This window comes from Pseudooceanicola algae (genome assembly GCF_003590145.2).
GTDB classification, from domain to species: domain Bacteria; phylum Pseudomonadota; class Alphaproteobacteria; order Rhodobacterales; family Rhodobacteraceae; genus Pseudooceanicola; species Pseudooceanicola algae.
The window spans coordinates 2,105,805-2,125,083 of sequence record NZ_CP060436.1; the positions used below are offsets into that span (position 1 = coordinate 2,105,805).

Annotated in this window: 19 protein-coding genes; 8 read left to right on the plus strand and 11 right to left on the minus strand. The window is 66.4% G+C overall.

The window, feature by feature from the left end; all coding sequences use genetic code 11:
• Nucleotides 1-25: 25 nt before the first annotated feature.
• The 5 genes from PSAL_RS09785 to PSAL_RS09805 all read right to left on the minus strand — a co-directional run bounded on the left by PSAL_RS09785 (nt 26) and on the right by PSAL_RS09805 (nt 7,029).
• The gene (locus tag PSAL_RS09785; protein ID WP_119837863.1) at nt 26-3,427 is read right to left on the minus strand and encodes an efflux RND transporter permease subunit; all 3,402 of its coding nucleotides are present in this window, start codon (nt 3,425-3,427) and stop codon (nt 26-28) included.
• A 3-nt stretch (nt 3,428-3,430) separates the two neighbouring features.
• Nucleotides 3,431-4,891 (minus strand): efflux RND transporter periplasmic adaptor subunit, encoded by a 1,461-nt coding sequence (locus PSAL_RS09790; protein WP_119837864.1) that lies wholly within the window; start codon nt 4,889-4,891, stop codon nt 3,431-3,433.
• Between the two features lie 105 nt (nt 4,892-4,996).
• Nucleotides 4,997-5,557 carry a molybdenum cofactor biosynthesis protein B gene (moaB, locus tag PSAL_RS09795; protein ID WP_119837865.1) on the minus strand — a complete coding sequence of 187 codons (561 nt, stop codon included), beginning with the start codon at nt 5,555-5,557 and terminating at the stop codon, nt 4,997-4,999.
• Between the two features lie 18 nt (nt 5,558-5,575).
• Complete coding sequence (locus tag PSAL_RS09800; RefSeq protein ID WP_119837914.1) at nt 5,576-6,202, minus strand: LysE family translocator; 627 nt, start codon at nt 6,200-6,202, stop codon at nt 5,576-5,578.
• 8 nt (nt 6,203-6,210) lie between these two features.
• Nucleotides 6,211-7,029 (minus strand): uracil-DNA glycosylase, encoded by an 819-nt coding sequence (locus tag PSAL_RS09805; protein ID WP_119837915.1) that lies wholly within the window; start codon nt 7,027-7,029, stop codon nt 6,211-6,213.
• A 112-nt stretch (nt 7,030-7,141) separates the two neighbouring features.
• Here PSAL_RS09805 and PSAL_RS09810 point away from each other — a divergent pair, with 112 nt between their 5' ends.
• From PSAL_RS09810 to PSAL_RS09830, 5 genes are all read left to right on the plus strand, one after another.
• A complete protein-coding gene (locus PSAL_RS09810) occupies nt 7,142-8,089 on the plus strand; it encodes an aspartate carbamoyltransferase catalytic subunit (RefSeq protein ID WP_119837866.1) in 948 nt (315 codons plus the stop codon).
• A gap of 204 nt (nt 8,090-8,293) precedes the next feature.
• Nucleotides 8,294-8,875 (plus strand): hypothetical protein, encoded by a 582-nt coding sequence (locus PSAL_RS09815; RefSeq protein ID WP_119837867.1) that lies wholly within the window; start codon nt 8,294-8,296, stop codon nt 8,873-8,875.
• A gap of 98 nt (nt 8,876-8,973) precedes the next feature.
• The gene (gene pyrC, locus PSAL_RS09820) at nt 8,974-10,269 is read left to right on the plus strand and encodes a dihydroorotase (RefSeq protein WP_408004181.1); all 1,296 of its coding nucleotides are present in this window, start codon (nt 8,974-8,976) and stop codon (nt 10,267-10,269) included.
• Between the two features lie 5 nt (nt 10,270-10,274).
• On the plus strand, nt 10,275-10,880 hold the full coding sequence (gene plsY, locus PSAL_RS09825) for a glycerol-3-phosphate 1-O-acyltransferase PlsY (protein WP_408004211.1): 606 nt from the start codon (nt 10,275-10,277) through the stop codon (nt 10,878-10,880).
• Nucleotides 10,881-10,914: 34 nt separating this feature from the next.
• Nucleotides 10,915-11,307 carry a DUF805 domain-containing protein gene (locus tag PSAL_RS09830; RefSeq protein WP_119837869.1) on the plus strand — a complete coding sequence of 131 codons (393 nt, stop codon included), beginning with the start codon at nt 10,915-10,917 and terminating at the stop codon, nt 11,305-11,307.
• Between the two features lie 86 nt (nt 11,308-11,393).
• Here the strand turns inward: PSAL_RS09830 and PSAL_RS09835 are convergent, their stop codons facing one another.
• The 3 genes from PSAL_RS09835 to PSAL_RS09845 all read right to left on the minus strand — a co-directional run bounded on the left by PSAL_RS09835 (nt 11,394) and on the right by PSAL_RS09845 (nt 14,232).
• A complete protein-coding gene (locus PSAL_RS09835; RefSeq protein WP_119837870.1) occupies nt 11,394-12,764 on the minus strand; it encodes a glutamate--cysteine ligase in 1,371 nt (456 codons plus the stop codon).
• Nucleotides 12,765-12,876: 112 nt separating this feature from the next.
• Complete coding sequence (locus PSAL_RS09840; protein WP_119837871.1) at nt 12,877-13,425, minus strand: hypothetical protein; 549 nt, start codon at nt 13,423-13,425, stop codon at nt 12,877-12,879.
• 60 nt (nt 13,426-13,485) lie between these two features.
• Entirely contained in the window at nt 13,486-14,232 is a 747-nt protein-coding gene (locus PSAL_RS09845) for a 16S rRNA (uracil(1498)-N(3))-methyltransferase (RefSeq protein WP_119837872.1), read from the minus strand.
• A gap of 11 nt (nt 14,233-14,243) precedes the next feature.
• Between PSAL_RS09845 and ubiA the strand changes: the two genes are divergently transcribed.
• The 3 genes from ubiA (at nt 14,244) to PSAL_RS09860 (ending at nt 17,808) form a co-directional block, all read left to right on the plus strand.
• A complete protein-coding gene (ubiA, locus tag PSAL_RS09850) occupies nt 14,244-15,245 on the plus strand; it encodes a 4-hydroxybenzoate octaprenyltransferase (RefSeq protein ID WP_119837873.1) in 1,002 nt (333 codons plus the stop codon).
• A 61-nt stretch (nt 15,246-15,306) separates the two neighbouring features.
• Nucleotides 15,307-17,337 carry an OmpA family protein gene (locus PSAL_RS09855; protein ID WP_119837874.1) on the plus strand — a complete coding sequence of 677 codons (2,031 nt, stop codon included), beginning with the start codon at nt 15,307-15,309 and terminating at the stop codon, nt 17,335-17,337.
• Nucleotides 17,338-17,478: 141 nt separating this feature from the next.
• Complete coding sequence (locus PSAL_RS09860; protein ID WP_119837875.1) at nt 17,479-17,808, plus strand: hypothetical protein; 330 nt, start codon at nt 17,479-17,481, stop codon at nt 17,806-17,808.
• 46 nt (nt 17,809-17,854) lie between these two features.
• On the opposite strand, the gene PSAL_RS09865 is transcribed toward PSAL_RS09860, so the two are convergent.
• Genes PSAL_RS09865 through pgsA form a run of 3 tightly spaced genes read right to left on the minus strand, consistent with a single transcriptional unit; the run spans nt 17,855 to nt 19,253 of the window.
• Nucleotides 17,855-18,334, minus strand: coding sequence for a molybdenum cofactor biosynthesis protein MoaE (locus PSAL_RS09865; protein WP_119837917.1), 480 nt, complete (start codon nt 18,332-18,334; stop codon nt 17,855-17,857).
• An 11-nt stretch (nt 18,335-18,345) separates the two neighbouring features.
• Nucleotides 18,346-18,591 carry a molybdopterin converting factor subunit 1 gene (gene moaD, locus PSAL_RS09870; protein WP_119837876.1) on the minus strand — a complete coding sequence of 82 codons (246 nt, stop codon included), beginning with the start codon at nt 18,589-18,591 and terminating at the stop codon, nt 18,346-18,348.
• Entirely contained in the window at nt 18,591-19,253 is a 663-nt protein-coding gene (gene pgsA / locus PSAL_RS09875; protein ID WP_119837877.1) for a CDP-diacylglycerol--glycerol-3-phosphate 3-phosphatidyltransferase, read from the minus strand. The genes moaD and pgsA overlap by 1 nt, the downstream gene beginning before the upstream one ends.
• Nucleotides 19,254-19,279: the final 26 nt, after the last annotated feature.

A 19,279-nucleotide genomic window follows, 5' to 3' on the forward strand; every position in this document is an offset into this window, starting at 1 on the left:
CGGCCCCCGGACGGCGCGCCTCCTGTCAGCCCTGTGGCGCAGGCCGGGCGCGCATCTGCATGACGATCCCGATTGCGAGCAGCAGGCCGATCACCAGCAGCATACCCGTCAGGAAGGCCAGCAGGGCCGCGCTCATCACCGGCAGCGCGGCAAGGGCGGGCAGCGCGCCAATCAGCGCCGACCAGAGCGCGCCTTGCCAGATCGCCACCCCCAGCGTTGCCGCGAACCAGACCAGCATCAGTGCCAGCCCGGCGCGCGACAACCGCCGCATGCCGATGGCCCGACGACTGCGCAGCGCCCGGCGCAGGGCCAGTTGCATCCGCGACAGATCGTTCTGCATCGCGACCAGCGCGGGGACCACCAGCAGCACCAGCACCATGCCGAAGCCCAGCCCGTAGACCAGTGTGATCACTGTCGGCTTCAGGAACTGCGCCTGGCTGGAGCGTTCGTAGAGCAGCGGCGCCAGCCCCAGCACCGTGGTCAGCGTGGTCAGCACAACCGGGCGCAGCCGGTCCGCCGCCCCGTCGATGATCGACGGGACAAGACCCCGTTCGGCGGCATATTCGTCGATGGTCGTCACCAGCACGATGGAATCGTTGATGATGATCCCGGTCATGCCCAGCATGCCGACCACCGTGAACATCGACAGCGGTACATCCCAGATCGCATGGCCATAGAAGGTGCCGACCAGCCCGAAGGGGATGATCGCCATGACCACCAGCGGCCGCGTCCAGCTGGAAAACACCCAGGCCAGCACAAGATAGATCCCGGCCAGCACCATCACCATGCCGCGCAGCGCATCGTTCAGGAAATCATCCTCCTGTTCGGCAAGACCGGAGAGGCGGAATTCGATCTGCATTTCGCTGGCGATGGTCGGCAGGATCTCGGTCTCCAGCGCATGGATGATCTCCTGCGCGCGGGCCGGATCGTCTTCTGAAATGTCGCCGGTGACCGAGATAACCCGCAACCCGTTTTCCCGCCGCACGGTGGAAAACCCGCTGCGCTGCTGGACCCGGACGATATCGGCCAGCGGGACATAGGTGCCGCTGGGGCTGCGCAGCAACATCCGTTCCAGGAAATCCGCCGTCAGTTCGGCTTCGGGCAGTTCGACCCGGATCTCGGCGCTGCGCGGCCCGTCGGGATAGGTCGCGGCCTCGAGCCCGTTCAGACGGTGGCGCAGCACCCGGCCAAGCTGGTCGATGGTGAAGCCAAGCGCCTGGCCCTGCGGGGTCAGGTCCAGGATCAGCTCTTCCTTGTCGTAGGACAGGTTGTCCTCGACCGCCGAAACCTCCGGATAGCGCAGCAATTCCGATTTCAGCCGTTCCGAGGCCGCCTTCAGCGTATCGGCCGTGCCCCCGTGGAACTGCACGTCCAGGGCATCTCCGCCCGGTCCCGACCGCCAGCCCCGGAAGGAAACGACCTCGGCCATCGGATGGGCCTGCACGGCCTCTTGCAGGTCGGCGACGAAAGCGAAGCTGGAATAGGGGCGCAGATCCGCATCGACCATCTCGATGGTGACGGACCCAAGCTGCTCGGGGTCCTTGCTGTCCGATCCGGCAAGGTCGGCGCCGGAATTACCCCCGATCTCGGCGATCACATAGGCGATCGGATTGACCCCGTAGCGGGCCTCGTAATCAGCGGCGACCGCATCCGTGGCGCGCTGGATCTCGCGCATCATGGCAAGGGATTCGGCCCGCCCGGCGCCCGGCGCCATCATGAAGTTGCCGGTCACCGATCCCTGTTCGGGCGCGTTGAAGAAGCGCCATTGCAGATCGCCCCGGATGAACAGCGCCACCTGGCTGGCCAGCACCACGACGACCAGCGCCAGCACCGGATAGCGCGCCCGGATCACCCCGGCCATCATGGGGCGGAACAGGCGGCGACGCACCATGTCGAACCCGAGGTTGAAATAATACGACGGCTGGTCGTACCAGCGCCGCCCGCCCGCGTGGGCCAGGGCGTGGCTCATGTGATTGGGCAGGATCAGGAAGCATTCCACCAGCGAGGCGATCAGCACGGTGATGACCGTAAAGGGAATGTCGGCGATCATGTCACCGAATCGCCCTTCGATGACCGTCAGACCGAAGAAGGCGATCACCGTGGTCAGGGTGGCAGAAAACACCGGCATGGCCATGCGTCCGGCAGCGGATTCAGCGGCCTCGATCGGACCGAAGCCCCGGCGCCGCACCTGGCTGTCGGCATATTCCGCGACCACGATGGCATCATCGACAACGATCCCAAGGGTGATGATCAGCGCGAAGATCGAAATCATGTTCAGCGTCAGCCCGAAGGCATACATCAGCGCGATGGCCGTCAGCATAGACACCGGAATACCGACGGCGACCCAGATCGCTGCGCGGGCGTTCAGGAACAGGAACAGCAGCCCCACCACCAGCAACAGCCCCGTTGCGCCATTGGCCAGCAACAGGTCGATCCGCCCGGAAATACTTTCGGCCCGCGTGCGGATCAGGTCCAGCGTGGTGCCCGCCGGCAAGGTCGCCTGCATCTCGGCCGCGACCTTTTCGACCTGTTCCTGAATTCGGATCGCATCGCCCTTGTCCGAGCGGTCCACCCGGATCGAGATCGCCGGGTTTTCGCCCACGAAATAGGTGCGCTCGCGGTCGACACCCTCGACACGGATACGCGCCACGTCCCCGACCATCAGGGCCGAGCCGTCGTCGTTCGAGCGCAGCACGATCCTCGAAATCTCGTCAGCGGTCCGTTTCGCCGTGCCCGTTCGGACCCGCGCATTGGCCCCCGCCACGTCGCCAGCCGGATTGCCATCGACCTCGGCCCCGATGGCCGTGGCGATCTGTTCCAGCGTCACGTCATGGGTCACGAGGCTGAGCGAGGGGACCTCGATCACCGTGCGCGGGGCGGCCAACCCGCGAATGGTGCTGCGGGTGACGCCTTCGGCGAAAAGGCGGGCGGTGAATTCATCGGCAAAGCGGGCCAGCTGGTCGACCCCCACCGGGCCGGTCAGGATCACATCCGTTACCCGGTCGCGCCAGGCGGTGCGGCGGATCTCGGGCAGATCGGCGTCTTCGGGCAGGTTGGTGACCCCGTCGATTGCGGCCTGCACGTCATCCCCGGCGCGGCCCATGTCCCAGCCAGGTTCGAACTCCAGCTCTATCCGGGCGCGGCCTTCGATGGAATTGGCCTCGGATTCCGCCACGCCTTCGACCGTCAGCAGTGCCGGTTCCAGAAGCTGCACGATGGCGCGGTCGACGTCTTCAGCCCCTGCCCCGTCCCAGTTTACGGTGACGCGGATGTCGTCGACGATCACGTCCGGGAAATACTGCGCCCGCATCTGCGGCAGGGCGGCGATCCCGGCGCCCAGCATCAGCACCAGCAGCAGATTGGCCGCCGTGCGATGCCGGGTGAAATAGCTCAGCAGGCCCGTGGCCCGTCCCGGAACGCCGCGCATGTCCTACCCCCCCATCCGGCTTTCCAGCCGCTGCACCATCTCGGCCGGGACCTCGGCCTGTTCAAGCTGACCCAGCATCCGGGTCTTTACCGCGTCGGGAAGAAAGCTGTTGGCCTCGACAAAGGCGACCAGCCGGGCGCGTTGTTCGGGCGACAGCGCAATAACCTCGGTCGCAACCGACGCGGCCTCGGCGGCTTCGGCGCGGTTGGGACGCACGAGGATACCTGCACCCAGAAGCGGGGTGCGTTCGGTCACGACCTCTTGACCGTCAAGGTCAGGCCCGCGCACCAGCACCGCGTCGCCCTGACGCCGTTCAATGGTGACGGGCATCACCGACAGGCGGTTGTCGGGGCCGACCACCAGCACGGTGCCGGCGGCGTCAATGGCGGTGGCGGGCAGGCTGATCACATCCGAAATCGGGTTTTCCTGCACCCGCACGGTGACGAAATCGCCGGGCTTCAGCCCCTGGGCGCGACCCAAGGTGGCCAGGATCAACCGCCCGGTCAGCCCTTCGCCCACGGCGGCACTGTCGCGGCTGATCTCTCCGACGGCGGTCAGGGCCGAGCCGAAGCTTTCCAGCGCCACCTCGACGGGCAGGCGCAGCAGGCGGCCATCCGGGTCCAGCAGCCGGGTGTATTGCCCGGTCGAAACGCGGAAGGCGACCTCCAGCGCGTCGGGGTCGACCAGTTGGGCGAGGACTTCGTTTTCCGAAAGCAGGCGGCCCTGGACAAGGGTGACACCCGACAGCGTGCCGTCAAAGCCCGCGCGGATCACCGTATCGGCCAGATCCCGTGCCGCGTCTTCGCGCACGATCCGGGCGCGGGACAGGGCAGTGGCGGCGCTGTCGATCCGCGCCTCGGCCTGGGCCAGATCACTGCGCGCCGACAGCACCGACTGGCGGGCCGCGGCGGCGGCAAGCTCGGCGATCTCGACCGATGTGGCGGACCCGATGCCGCGTTCGACCAGTTGCGTCTGGCGATCAAAGGCGCGTTCCCGGATACCGGCCTGATCCCGCGACGCCGTCAGCGTATCCATCGCGATGACAAGACCGCGCTCGGCATCCCGCGCCTCGGCCAGGGCGTCGGCCAGATCGGCCTCGGCCCGGTCAAGCGCGCTTTGGGCCTGGGTGGGGTCGATTTCCAGCAGCACCTGCCCCTGTTTCACGTCTCCGCCTTCGCGGAAATCCGGAGCCAGCGTCACCAGCGTTCCGGCGGCCGAGGCGCGGATGTCCAGCGTGCGGCGGCTGCGGATTTCGCCGAAGACAGTCAGCACCGGGGCGATCTGCTGGGCGCGCGCCGTGATCACGTTGACTGCAAAGACCCGTTCGCGCGCCGGGGGCACGAAAGGTGCCCGCGCCAGGCGATCCTGCACGGCGCGCTGCACCAGGCTGCCGGCAAGCGCCAGCAGGCCAAGCGTCACCGACAGCAACAACAGGCCGGAAAGGCTTCTGGCAAGAAATCTCATCCGCAATACATCCGTTCGGTCCCCGATGGGATGATACATCCAAAGATCGCATCATCGTGGCGTGCATTCATCCAGCCAAGCCACAAAACCGTTATGATAGCGGTATCATTTGCGCCGCAGATGCTCATCGAGACGCGGCATGATCTCGACGAAATTACAGGGCGCGTGGCGGTAGTCGAGCTGCTTGACCAGGATTTCATCCCAGCCATCCTTGCAGGCGCCGGTGCTTCCGGGAAGGGCAAAAAGGTAGGTACCCCCCGCAACCCCACCGGTTGCACGACTTTGCACCGCCGAGGTGCCGATCTTCTGCATCGAGACGATGGTAAAGACCGTCCCGAAGGCGTCGATTTCCTTTTCGTAGACATCGCGATGCGCCTCAACGGTGACATCGCGTCCCGTCAGCCCCGTCCCCCCGGTCGAGATCACCACGTCGACGCCCGGATCGGCCACCCAGGCACGCAACTGATCCGCGATTTCGGCCCGGTCATCGGGCAGCAACCGGCGGTCCGCCAGCAGGTGCCCGGCCGCCGCGATCCGCGCCACCAGCGTATCGCCGGAGCGATCCTCAGCCAGGCTGCGGCTGTCGCTGACCGTCAGAACCGCGATGCGCACGGGCACGAAGGCGCGGTGATTGGTCGCTGTCGGCTGGGGCGTTTTCTGGGTCATGGCGGGCTCCGGCAAGGGTCAGCTACGGTCGATCAGGACCAGGCGCAGGGCAAGGGTGGCAAAGATTCCGGCCGAAATGCGGACAATCCAGCGTCCGGCCTTGCCGCTGCCGTCGCGTCGGGCAAGCCGGGTCTGCAATCGTCCGGCCAGCGCCCCGGCCAGCCCGTTGATGAAAAAGCCCCCGGCGGCCAGAACGGCCCCGAAGGCCAGGAATTGCGCCAGCACGGGGCGGGCGGGGTCAATGAACTGCGGCACGAAGGCCAGGATGAACAGGATCACCTTGGGGTTGGTCAGATTGACCAGCAGCCCGTCGCGAAAGGGTTTCGCGGGTTTGGCCGCCGGTCCTTCGCCGCCAACGCCCGCGCGCAGGATCTGCACCGCCAACCACAGCAGGTAGCCCGCGCCGAACCAGCGAATGACCTCGAAGGCGACAGGGTGGGTCGCGACCAGCGCGCCGACGCCCAGCCCGGCGATCAGCGCATGGGTCATCCCGCCGACCGCCACGCCCGCACTGGCACGCCAGCCTGCGGCAGGCCCGGCGCGCAGCCCCTGCCCGGCGCAGAACATCATGTCCGCCCCCGGTGTCAGGTTCAGCGCCAGCGCCGCCGGGATAAATGTCAGCAGGACCAGCAGATCGACCGGCATCAGATCCATCAGCCGGCCTTTCCCGTTCCGGAAGCAGGCGCGCCGGCAGACCGCGAGCCCAATTTGGCGCGCAACGACAGCAGGTCGGCCCAGGCCTCGCGCTTGGACTCGGGCTGGCCCAGCAGGCTGGCGGGATGTGCCATCGGCAGCACCGGCAGGCCAAAGGCCTCGCCCCACTGACCACGCAGCTTCAGGATGCCGCGTTTGCCCAGCACCGCCTGACAGGGGGTATTGCCCATCAACACCAGAACCTCGGGCCGGGCCAGCGCCACGTGTTTTTGCAGAAACGGTTGCAGCATCGCGATTTCCTCGGGGCGGGGATCGCGGTTTTGCGGCGGGCGCCAAGGCAGCACATTGGCGATATAGACTGCGTCGCGCAGGTCTTCGGCGTCCCGCGACAGGCCGATCGCCGCGAGCATCTTGTTCAGCAGCGCGCCCTCAGGACCGACAAAGGGTGTCCCTTCGCGGTCTTCTTCGCGGCCCGGCGCCTCGCCCAGGATCATCACCCGCGCGCCGGGCTGGCCATCGCTGAACACCAGATTGCGCGCGCCATTGCGCAACTCGCAATGCTCATAGGTCGCCAGGGCCTCGCGCAGTGCATCGAGGCTGCGGGCGCCTTCGGCGGCGATGCGCGCGACGTCGACCGCATCGACCTCAACCCGTTCGCGGGGGGGATCGCCGGGCTTGTGCGCCGCGACCTTGCGGCTGGGTTCGGGCGTGACCTCGAACCGGTTCACCGGGGCATCCCCAATGGCTTCGTCCACGCCCATCTCGACCTGCCATTCCAGCAGGCTGCGCGCCAGATCCCAGTCGAGTGCCGATTCCATGCCCGTATCCATGGCCGCACCCTAACGCCCGCCGCGCCGGGGCGGAAGCGCCGCTTGTGGCCTGCCCCCGCCCGCGCCTATAAGCGGGGCCAGGACGAACCGGAGGCATGTCATGAGTTTTCGCCAGAACCACCTGCTGGGCATAGAGCCCCTCGCCCCGGACGAGATCACCGCGATCCTGGACCTGGCGGATGATTACGTGACGCTGAACCGGTCAGAAGCCAAGGATGCCGATGCCCTGAAGGGGCTGACCCAGGTCAACATGTTCTTCGAAAACTCGACCCGCACGCAGTCGAGCTTCGAGATCGCGGGCAAGCGTCTTGGCGCCCATGTGATGAACATGGCGATGGAGGCGTCTTCCATCAAGAAAGGCGAGACGCTGATCGACACGGCCCTGACGATCAACGCCATGCACCCGGATCTTCTGGTGGTGCGCCATCCCCATTCCGGCGCCGCCGACCTGCTGAGCCAGAAGGTCAATTGCGCGGTACTGAACGCGGGCGACGGGCGGCATGAACACCCGACGCAGGCGCTTCTGGACGCGCTGACCATCCGGCGCAGGAAGGGGCGGCTGCACCGGCTGACCGTGGCGATCTGCGGCGACATCGCCCATAGCCGGGTCGCGCGGTCCAACATGATGCTGCTGCACAAGATGGAAAACCGCGTGCGTCTGATCGGGCCGCCGACCCTTGTGCCCTCGGCCTTTGGGGAACTCGGCTGCGAGGTCTACGAGGACATGCAGGAAGGCCTGCAAGGTGCCGATGTGGTTATGATGCTGCGACTTCAGAAGGAACGCATGGACGGCGGCTTCATCCCGTCGGAGCGCGAATATTACCACCGCTACGGGCTCGACGAGGCCAAGCTGGCCTGCGCCGCCGAAGATGCCATCGTCATGCACCCCGGCCCGATGAATCGCGGGGTCGAGATCGACGGGACCATCGCCGACGACATCAACCGGTCGGTCATTCAGGACCAGGTGGAAATGGGTGTCGCCGTGCGCATGGCGGCGATGGAACTGCTGGCCCGCAACCTGAAAGCCCGCCGCACCGAAGCCGCCTGAGGCCCGCGCGCTGCCGGCGGCCCCTGATCGGGCGGCCTCTGATCGGGCGGCCTCTGATCGGGCGAGGCATGACTGGGCAAGGCATGATCGGGTAAGGCATGACTGGGCAAGGCCGGGCCTGCCAGGGGAACCGGGATGCCCCCTGAACGGTTGATCCCCTGACGGCCTGCCGCGGGAACGGCAGCGTCCAGGAAAGGACTCACCATGGCCACCCGTGACCCCAACATCGAAAAGCTGGGCCTTCAGCCCGCCGACCGCGACGCGGTCTTCGTGCTGGCCGCCGATCCCGAAGCCCCCGCCATGGCCGCCCTGCTGGCGCCCGAGCGGCTGGAGGGCGGCACCGGCCCCACCCTCGCCCGCCTGCTGGGCCTGCCGGAAACCGAAGCCGGCGCGGTGGATCTGATCAACCCGAGCGACCTCGAAGGCGTCGGGCTGGCCACCTACCTGATCGACGGCATGGGTCTGGAGGCAAAATCCGTGAACGCCGACCGCGCCACACTGGAAGCCCTGCAAGGGCCTGTCGTGCTGCTGCGTCCCCGCTTCCTTGAGGGGGAGCCGCGTATCCTGCAGATGTCGCGCGGGCTCTCCCTTGTGGGGCGCTACGATGCGCCGCGCCAGCCCATAGGGCTGACACCGCTTAGGGCTGTCGCGGCCTCGGGCATCGGAGGGCCGACATCGGTGCCCCCCGCAGGACCGACGCCGCGCAGCATGGCCTGGCTGGCCATGCTGGTGCTGGGGATCGGGATGGTGCTGGCGCTTCTGGCTCTGGGGCTCTGGCTGCTCTAGGCGGGGCCCTGGCTGTCAGGGGCCGTTATTTCGCGCCTACCAGAGGCGGAAATCTTGGTTTATAGCGGGCAGGTAGAGCATCCCGACGAAGGCCCCCCATGACCCAACCGCTGACGACCTTCCTTCTGAGCAATGCGCGCCTGATCGACCCCGAAGCCGGGACCGAAGAGCCGGGCAGCCTGCTGATCGGGGGCGGAAAGATCCTGGCAACCGGGGCCGAGGCCGAAGCCACCCTCGCCGGGGAGGTCATCGATTGCCGGGGGCTGTGCCTGGCACCGGGGATCGTCGATATCGGGGTGAAGGTCTGCGAGCCCGGCGAACGCCACAAGGAAAGCTTTGGTACCGCCGGGGCCTCGGCTGCGGCAGGCGGGGTAACCACCATCGTCACCCGTCCCGACACCGACCCGCCAATCGACAACCCCGAAACCCTGGAATTCGTCTCGCGCCGCGCGCGCGAGGATTCTCCGGTCAAGGTGCTGCACATGGCCGCCCTGACGCGGGGCCGCGAAGGCCGCGTGATGACCGAGATCGGGTTCCTGCTGGATGCTGGCGCGGTCGCCTTTTCCGATTGCGACCACGTCATCACCGACACCAAGGTCCTGAGCCGCGCCCTGACCTATGCCCGCGCCCGTGGCGCGCTGGTCATCGGGCATATCCAGGAGCCGGGCCTGTCCGCAGGCGCCTGCGCCACCACGGGCAAGTTCGCCGCGCTGCGCGCCCTGCCCGCGGCCTCGCCCATGGCGGAGCGGATGGGGATCGACCGCGATATCTCGTTGCTGGAAATGACCGGGGCCAGCTATCATTTCGACCAGGTGACCACCGCCCGCGCCCTGCCGCCGCTGGAACGGGCCAAGGCCAACGGGCTGGACATCACGGCGGGCGTGTCGATCCACCACCTGACGCTGAACGAATACGACGTGGCCGACTACCGCACCTTCTTCAAGGTGAAGCCGCCCCTGCGCGCCGAAGAGGACCGCAAGGCCGTGGTCGCCGCCGTCGCCAGCGGGTTGATCGACATCATCTCGTCCATGCACACGCCGCAGGACGAGGAAAGCAAGCGCCTGCCGTTTGAAGAAGCTGCCTCCGGCGCGGTGGCGCTGGAAACCCTGCTGCCGGCGGCGATGCGCCTGGTTCATGCCGGAGATCTGAGCCTGCCGGTGCTGTTCCGCGCCCTGTCGCTGAACCCCGCCAAGCGGCTCGGCCTTGATTGCGGGCGGCTGGCAAAAGGCGCCCCGGCGGATCTGGTGCTGTTCGACCCGGATGCGCCCTTCGTGCTGGACCGCTTCAAGATGAAGTCGAAATCCAAGAACACCCCCTTTGATTCCGCCCGGATGCAGGGCCGCGTCCGCGCCACCTGGGTCAACGGGGTGCAGGTCTTTGGGGACAAGCCATGAGCCTGCTGCCCGCGCTGACCTCGGCGCCCCTGATCCTTGGGCTGGCGGCGGTGCTGGGCTATCTTCTGGGCTCGGTGCCCTTCGGGATTGTCATCACCCGTGCGCTCGGGCTGGGCGATCTGCGTCAGATCGGGTCCGGCAATATCGGCGCCACCAATGTGCTGCGCACCGGCAACAAGCCTGCGGCGCTGGCAACCCTGATCCTCGATAGCGGCAAGGGGGCGGCGGCGGTTCTGATTGCACGGGCCGTGGCGCCCGAGGACGCGGTGCAACTGGCCGGTTTCGCCGCATTCCTGGGGCATTGTTTTCCGGTCTGGCTGCGCTTTCAGGGCGGCAAGGGCGTTGCGACCTACATCGGTACGCTGCTGGCCCTGTTCTGGCCGCTTGGCCTGGCCTGCTGCGCGACCTGGGCCGTGACGGCGGCACTGCTGCGCTATTCCTCTCTTTCGGCGCTGGTGGCGGCGGCACTCAGCCCCGTCTGGGCCGTTCTGCTTGGCCGGGAAGAGACCGTCGTGCTCTGCATCCTGCTTGCCCTGTTGATTTTTATTCGCCACCGGACGAACATCTCGCGGTTGATCGCGGGCCAGGAACCCAAGATCGGCAAGAAGTAAGAGCCTTCAGAACCGGTCCAGGGAGATACCGTCCATGACTTTCGCCGACTCCATCCGCACCGTCTTTTCCAAATATGCCACCATATCGGGCCGCGCCGCGCGGTCGGAATATTGGTGGTTTCTCCTGTTTACATGGGGTGTGAACGTCCTGTTCGCGATCCTGGGTGCGGAGGCCTCGGGGTTCAGCCTGATCGATATCCTGAGCATCATCTTCGGGCTGGTCGTATTGTTGCCGGCGATCTGCGTCGGCGGGCGGCGCCTGCATGACCGCGACAAGTCCGCATGGTGGCTGCTGCTTGCGGTGATCCCCGTGATCGGCACGATCATCCTTCTCATCTGGATGGCAATGAAGGGCACCGACGGCCCGAACCGCTTTGGCGCCGACCCGCTTGGCGGCAAGGGCGTTCCCGAACCCGCGCCGGTCTGATTTCATTCACCACCGCAAGCAAAAGGGGCAGAGACCATCACCGGTCCCTGCCCCATTTTTTCTGCCTCACCTCACCCGACCATGGGTCAGTAGCTGTAATCGCCGAAGATCCGTGTCACGTCGCCACCCCAGGGACCGGCGTATTGCTCCATCAGCTCGTCGGACAGGACCTTGCCGCTGTCGACGCTTTCATGCAGGGCGTTCAGGAAATGGGTCTCGTCCGGGATCAGGCCACCGGCACCGGGGCGGGCGCGCGCCTTCAGGCCCGCTTCGGCGATGCTCAGAACCTCGCGCGCAAGGTCGTGCATCTTCAGCCCGTCGATGCTGGCCTGCAGGCCCTGATCGGCGGCGGCAACCCGCATGGCTTCGCGCTGCGCCGGGGTCCAGCCCTTCACCAGGTCCCATGCCGCGTCGAGCGCCCCTTGGTCGTAGGTGAGCCCGACCCAGAAGGCCGGCAGGGCGCAAAGACGTCGCCAGGGGCCGCCATCGGCGCCGCGCATCTCGATGAATTTCTTCAGGCGGGCTTCGGGGAACAGGGTCGTCAGGTGGTCCGCCCAATCGCTGAGCGTCGGATATTCCCCCGGCAGCGCAGGCAGCTGACCCTTCAGGAAATCACGGAAAGACTGGCCGAGCGCGTCGATGTATTTGCCATCGCGGTAAACGAAATACATCGGCACATCGAGCGCATATTCAACCCAGCGTTCAAACCCGAAGCCCTCGTCGAAGACAAAGGGCACCATGCCGGTGCGCGCGTCGTCCAGGTGCCGCCAGACCCAACTGCGATAGCTTTTCATGCCATTGGGCTTGCCCTCGAAGAAGGGTGAATTGGCAAACAGCGCCGTCGCCACGGGTTGCAGGGCGATGGCCACCCGCATCTTCTGCACCATGTCCGCCTCGGACCCGAAGTCGAGGTTGACCTGCACCGTGCAGGTGCGCCGCATCATGGTCTGGCCAGCCGTGCCGACCTTCTGCATGTAGCTGTCCATCAGCTTGTAGCGGCCCTTGGGCATCAGCGGCATCTCGTCGTGCTGCCAGATCGGCGCAGCCCCAAGACCGATGAAGCCGACGCCGATCTCGTCGGCGATGTCCTTCACTTCGCGCAGGTGGATGTTCACCTCGTCACAGGTCTGGTGAATGGTCTCCAGCGGCGCACCGGACAATTCCAGCGCCCCGCCCGGTTCAAGGCTGACGTTGGCGTCGTCCTTGGTCAGGCCGATCAGCTTGCCGCCCTCTGTCACCGGCGCCCAGCCATAGCGGTCGCGCAGCCCTTCCAGCACGGCCTCGATCGACCGCGCGCCCTCGTAGGGCAGCGGCTTCAGGCTGTCCTTGCAATAGCCGAACTTCTCGTGCTCGGTGCCGATCCGCCAGTCTTCCTTGGGCTTGCAGCCCTCGGCGAGGTATTCCGCCATTTGCTCATGGCGTTCGATCGGACCGCCGCCGGTTTGGGGAATGGACATGAGGGGAGCTCCGCGTCTTGTTCTGGATCAGCGACCGCAGGGCCACATGAAGAACCAACGATCAAAACCGAATTGCGGGCGGTGTCAATGCACAGTGCCCGCGCGCCGGTGATCAGTTCAGCCGCAATTGCGACCGGTCCCAGATCACCACCGGAGCGGTGTCGAGGGGGGCCTGCGTGCCCACCTCGGCGGCATCATGGGCGATGACGCGCTGCACCTCGGAAACCAGCCGCCCGGTGCGGATGCCCGGCAGGGCGGCGAAGATGTCGAACAGGCCATCCGCGCCTTCCGCCGTCAGCGGTATCATCAGATCGTCCTGGCCATATTGGCTGAGCCGCCAGCAGGGCGGGTCCTGACCCGGGTCAAGCGCAAGGCGGGTCATCTCGCTCAGGGCGACAGCGCCCCCGGTGAAGGGACCGAAATAGCCGATCTGGCCTTCGCGGATCTCGACCACGCCGGGACCACCGGAATCGCCGCGAAAGCGCCCGCGCTGCACCCCGGCAAAGACCATGGCCGCACCGGCCAGCGTCACTACAAGGCCGATCCAGCGCAGCAGCCCGAAGCTGGTCATCAGCCACCACAGCCCCGGCAGCATCACGGCCAGACCCACCAGCGCCTCGCGCCAGCGGCGGATCTGCTGTTCAATTTCCGGGCGGATCATCGGGCCACCCGCGGGGCGGGGCGATCTGCCCCTGTCGCCAAAAATCTCATCTGCTTCCCCCTACCAATCGCCAAGGTGCAATTGCCACAGGGTCAGCGCCGCCACCGCCGCCGTATCGGCACGCAGGATGCGCGGACCCAGTTGCACCGGCCAGGCGAAGGGCAAGGCGTGCAACCGCTTGCGCTCTGCCTCGGAAAACCCGCCTTCGGGGCCGATCAGCACCGCCCAGGGCCCGCGCGGCGCATCGCCCAGCGGGCGCGGCGCACCGTCGGGCGTGCCGTAGGAGGCCTCGGCAAAGGCTTCGTCGCAGAACATCAACTGGCGTTCTGCGGGCCAATTGGCCAGCAGCCGGTCCAGACGGGCAAGGTCGTTGACCTCGGTCACATAGGTGCTGCCGCATTGCTCTGCCGCCTCGACCGCATGGGCCTGCAACCGGTCGCGGCGGATGCGTTCGGCATTGGTGAAATCGGTCTGGACGGGCTGAATGCGCGCCACGCCGATCTCGGCCGCCTTTTCGACGATGAAATCGGTCCGCGTCTTCTTGATCGGCGCGAACAGCAGCCACAGGTCCGGCGGCGCCGCCTGAGGCCGTGACTGGCTGCGGCAGGTCAGTTCACCGCCGCGTTTGCCCGCCGATGTCACCTCGGCCTGCCATTCGCCGTCGTGTCCGTTGAACAGGGCCACGGCGCTGCCTTCGGTCAGTCGCATGACGCCGAAAAGGTAATGCGCCTGGTCGCGCTCCAGCGGAACGGTTTGCCCTGAGGCCAAGGGGTGCTCTACACAGAGCCTGATCTTTGCTGCATCCATGGGGACTACATATGACCGACCGTGACACGACACCAGAGGCGAGACCCGCTGCGGGCGCGACAGCTTCGGCCGGGACATCGGATGGTCAGGTCTCGGATGCGGTCCGCGGCAATTGGGTCGACACCCATGCGCCGGCGGCGACGCGGCCCTACCTGCGGCTGGCACGGGCAGACCGGCCCATCGGCACATGGCTGCTGCTGCTGCCCTGCTGGTGGGGGCTGCTTCTGGCCATGGCGTCGGACGGCCAGCCGCGCTGGCAGGATCTGTGGATCTTTGTCGGCTGCGGTCTTGGGGCCTGGCTGATGCGCGGCGCGGGCTGTACCTGGAACGACATCACCGACCGCCATATCGACGGCGCGGTCGAACGCACCCGGTCGCGGCCCATCCCATCGGGGCAGGTCACGACCAAACAGGCCGCCGGCTGGATGGTGGCGCAGGCGCTGGTCGCCTTCCTGATCCTGCTCACCTTCCCGCCCATGGCGATCCTGCTGGGGGTGCTGTCGCTGGTCACCGTGGCGATCTATCCCTTCGCCAAGCGCTTTACCTGGTGGCCGCAGATCTTCCTGGGCCTTGCCTTCAACTGGGGCGCCCTGCTGGCCTGGACCGCCCATACCGGCAGCCTTGGATGGCCCGCCGTGCTGCTTTACGTGGCCGGGATCTGCTGGACGCTGTTCTACGACACGATCTATGCCCACCAGGACAAGGAAGACGATGCGCTGATCGGGGTGAAATCCACCGCCCGCCTGTTCATGGACGCCACGCCGGCCTGGCTGGCGCGCTTCCTGATCGGGACGATGGTCCTGCTCGGCATCGCCGTGCTGGCCGCCCTGCCCGGCGCGCCGCTGGCCGCCCTCGTCGCGCTGGCCGGTGTCTATGTCATGGGGGCGCATATGCTTTGGCAACTGCGGACCTATGACGGCGCAGACAACGATATCCTGCTGATGCTGTTCCGCGCCAACCGCAATGCCGGCCTGCTGCCCCTGCCGTTTTTCGCCTGCGCCATCCTGCTTTGATTGCAACAATGCCCCCGGCGCTCTAGACACGATCCGATCAACAACGACCAGGGCCTCAAGTATGCGCCTCGTAACGTTCGCCGTTCTTACCGGAACCTTCGCTCTTGCCGCCGTCGGAAGCCTGGTTGCTGCCGGCTTTGCCGTGACGCAGGTCGAGGACGCCTCGGAAATCGGGATTCGCACCGCCCTGGACAAGGCGGATCTGGACTGGGCCGAGGTGCAGGCCAATGGGTTGCAGGCGATCCTGTCGGGCACCGCCCCCAACGAAGCGCAAAGGTTCCGGGCCAAGACCGCCGCCAGCACGGTTGTCGATGCCTCGCGGGTCATCGACGATATGAACGTCGAGGCCCGCACCGCCCTGAGCCCGCCGCATTTCTCGATCGAGATCCTGCGCAACGACAGCGATATTTCCCTGATCGGGCTGATCCCGGCGGAGATGGACCGCGAGGCGCTGCTGCGCAGCATCGCCCGGCTGCGCGGCGTCAGCGAGGTCTCGGACCTGTTGCAGACCGCCGATTACCCGGTGCCCCGCGGCTGGAAGGACACCATCGCCTTTGCCGTCGCCGCACTGAACGATCTGCCCCGCTCCAAGGTGTCGATTTCCGCCAACGAGGTCGCGATCACCGCGATGAGCGAATCGATCCCCGAAAAGCGCCAGCTTGAAAGCAGCCTGAAGGCCAAGGCCGGCCCCGACATCCGGCTGACCACCGAAATCTCGGCCCCCCGCCCCATCATCGCACCGTTTACCCTGCGCTATGTCAGTGACGCGGGCGGCGCGCGCTTCGATGCCTGTTCCGTCGACACCGAGGCCGCGCGCAGCCAGATCCTGGCCGCCGCGCGCGACTCCGGCTTGCCCGAAGGCACGACGCCGCGCTGCACCATCGGCCTTGGCGTACCCTCCTCGGAATGGGGCCGCGCCACGGCCCTGGCGATCCGCGCCGTGGGCAAGCTGGGCGGCGGCAGCGTGACCTTCTCGGATGCCGATATCAGCCTGCTGGCGCTGGAAGGCACATCGCAGTCGACCTTTGACGAGGTGCTGGGAGAGCTGGAGAACCGCCTGCCGGATGTCTACGCGCTGCATGCGGTGCTGCCCGAGACCCCGGATCGGGACGAAGAAGAAGGCCCACCGGAATTCATTGCCACCCTCAGTCCCGAGGGTCTGGTGCAATTGCGCGGCCGGATCTCCGACGAGGTCATGCGCAATGCGGCCGAGGCGCTGGCCAAGGCGCGCTTTGGCGCCGAGCGGGTCTATACCTCGGCGCGACTGGACGAAGATTTGCCCGAAGGCTGGTCCCTGCGCGTGCTGACCGCGCTCGACGCCTTGTCGCGGTTGTCCAACGGGGCCGTCACCGTGACCCCGAGCAGCGTCGGCATCCGGGGCAATACCGGCGACCAGAACGCCAATGCCGACATCGCCCGGCTGTTCGGCGACAAGCTGGGCCAGACGGCGGATTTCGACATCGACGTGACCTATCATGAAAAGCTCGATCCGGTCGCCGCCCTGCCCAGCCCCGCGGAGTGCATCAGCCAGATCAACGCGCTTCAGGAGGATGCCAAGATCAACTTCGACCCCGGATCGACCAATGTCGAAACCGGCAGCCGCAAGATCCTGGATTCGATCGCCGAAGTGCTCAAGACCTGCCCGGAACTGCCGCTCGAGATCGCCGGCTATACCGACAGCCAGGGGCGCGAGGAAATGAACCTGGCGCTGTCCAAGAACCGCGCCCAGACGATCCTGGACGAATTGCGCATGCGCCGGGTGCTGACCCGGACCTTCCAGGCCGACGGCTTTGGCGAGGATGACCCGATTGCCGACAATGGCACCGCCGAGGGCCGCGAAGCCAACCGCCGGATCGAATTCCGGCTGATCACCGAAGCCCCCGCAGAAGACGCATCTGCCCAAGGCGATGGCGAGGGCGATGGCGATGGCGGTGGCGAGGATCCGGCTGCGGAAGAGGCCGACAACGGCAGCGGGGCAGAGGATGAACCCGTCGAAGGCGCGGGCGACGACACCGTCTCAGAAGAAGCCGGGCCAGAGGAGACTGGGCCAGAGGAAACCGGGAACATCGAAGAAGGCTCCGGCGACGAATAGGCATACCTTTTGCCAGGGCAGCCGGTTCCGTGGGGACAGGACCGGCAAACGACGGGCAATCGGGACGAACCCCTTGCATCATGGCACCGGGTCAGGGAAATACTCCGGCGAAGACCGGACAGATGTCAGGGGACGGCATAGGTGAACAGAAACGAATTTATCATTGCCACGGCGATCATCCTGTTCGTGGCCTTCTGCATGGGCTGGTTTGCCTACTGGCTGATCCATCGCTTCACCCGCGTCGATGTCGGCGAGGTCGCGGAGCTGGACCGGATGGCGCAGGAACTGCATGACGCCGAAGAGACCCGCGATCAGGCGATCAGCTATCTGCAACAACGTGAAGCCGAGTTGAACAGCCAGTTGGGCCAGTCGGAGGCCGAATTGCGCGCCACCATGGACGGGCTGCGTGAAGCCCGCACGGAAGCCGAGGAACTGCGCGCCTATATCGACCGGGCGAACCCTTCGGATTGATCGGTTCAGGCAGGATGGGGGCCAAAGCGGCCGTCACCAGACCCTGTCACCCCTTGGTCCAGCGCTCCAGTGCCGCTTCGTCGCTGTCTTTTGCCGCTACCCAGTCTTCGCCGCGGCTGGTCTTTTCCTTCTTCCAGAAGGGTGCACGGCTTTTCAGGTAATCCATCAGGAAGTCGGCCGCCTCGAAGGCGTCCTGCCGGTGTGCCGAAGCGGTCGCCACCATCATGATCGGCTCTTCGGGGCGCAGCGCGCCGAACCGGTGCAGGATCAGGACCGGCCCCAGCGACCAGCGCTGCGCGGCCTCGGCGCCAATGGCTGCCAGCGCCTTTTCGGTCATGCCCGGATAGTGCTCGATCTCCATGCAGGACAGACGGTCGGCGCCGGGAAGGTCGCGCACGAGGCCGGTGAATGTGACCATTGCCCCGGCGCCGGAATGGGCGGCGCGGGCGGTGAATTCCGACAGGACCGCGCCGGGATCGAAGGGTGCAGGCTGTACCCGGATCTCTACAGCGGTGTCTCCGGTCATGGCCATGCCCCTCAGCCCCCGGTCATCGGCGGAAAGAACGCCACTTCGCGCACGCCAGCCAGGGGCGCGTCGAATTCGGCAAGCTCCTGGTCCAAGGCCACGCGCAGGGCCGTCAGATCGGAAAAGGCCAGGTCATAGCGGTCTTCGCGGGCGCGCAGTTCTGCCACCAGATCGGCAACTGTCGCGGCCTCGGTCTCGACCCGTTCGCGCGGCAGGCCAATGCGTTCGCGAACCCAGGCGAAATAGAGGACATCCATCACGAATCCTTCAGGTGCGGCCGGGCCTTGAGGAAATAATCCATCCCGGTAATCACGGTCAGCACCGCCGCCAGCCAAAGCAACAGGATCCCCCCGACAGAGGCCCATTCGCTGAGATGGATCATCAGGCCAAGGTGGCCCTGATCCTCGATCGCGCCGCTCAGCACGCCCTGGACCATGTGGTTGTCCATGCCGAAGATCGCGGCACCCAACTGGTTCTCCAGGATGCCTTGCGCGAACAGCACGGCGATGGCGACCATCTGCGACGTTGTCTTCCACTTTGCCAGCTTGGTGACCTTCAGCAATCCGGCCGTGTCCCCGAGGAATTCGCGCAGCCCCGAGACAAAGACTTCGCGGAACAGGATCAGCGCCGTGGGCAGCACCAGCCATTCGGCGACCGAGGAATAATGCATCAATACCGCCAGCGCGATCACCACCATCGCCTTGTCGGCGATCGGGTCCAGCATCGTGCCCAGGCGGGTCACCAGATTGAGGGACCGCGCAAGGTAGCCATCGACGTAATCGGTCAGCGAGGCAATAACGAACAGCGCCATCGCGCAGCTGTCGGCAAAGGGGCGCGGCAGCAGCAGGAAGCAAAGCGCGATTCCGGGGGCGGCGAGAAGCCGCAGGAGCGTCAGCATATTCGGCAAGGTGATGGTCATGACCTCTATCTATCCTTCCTCGGCGT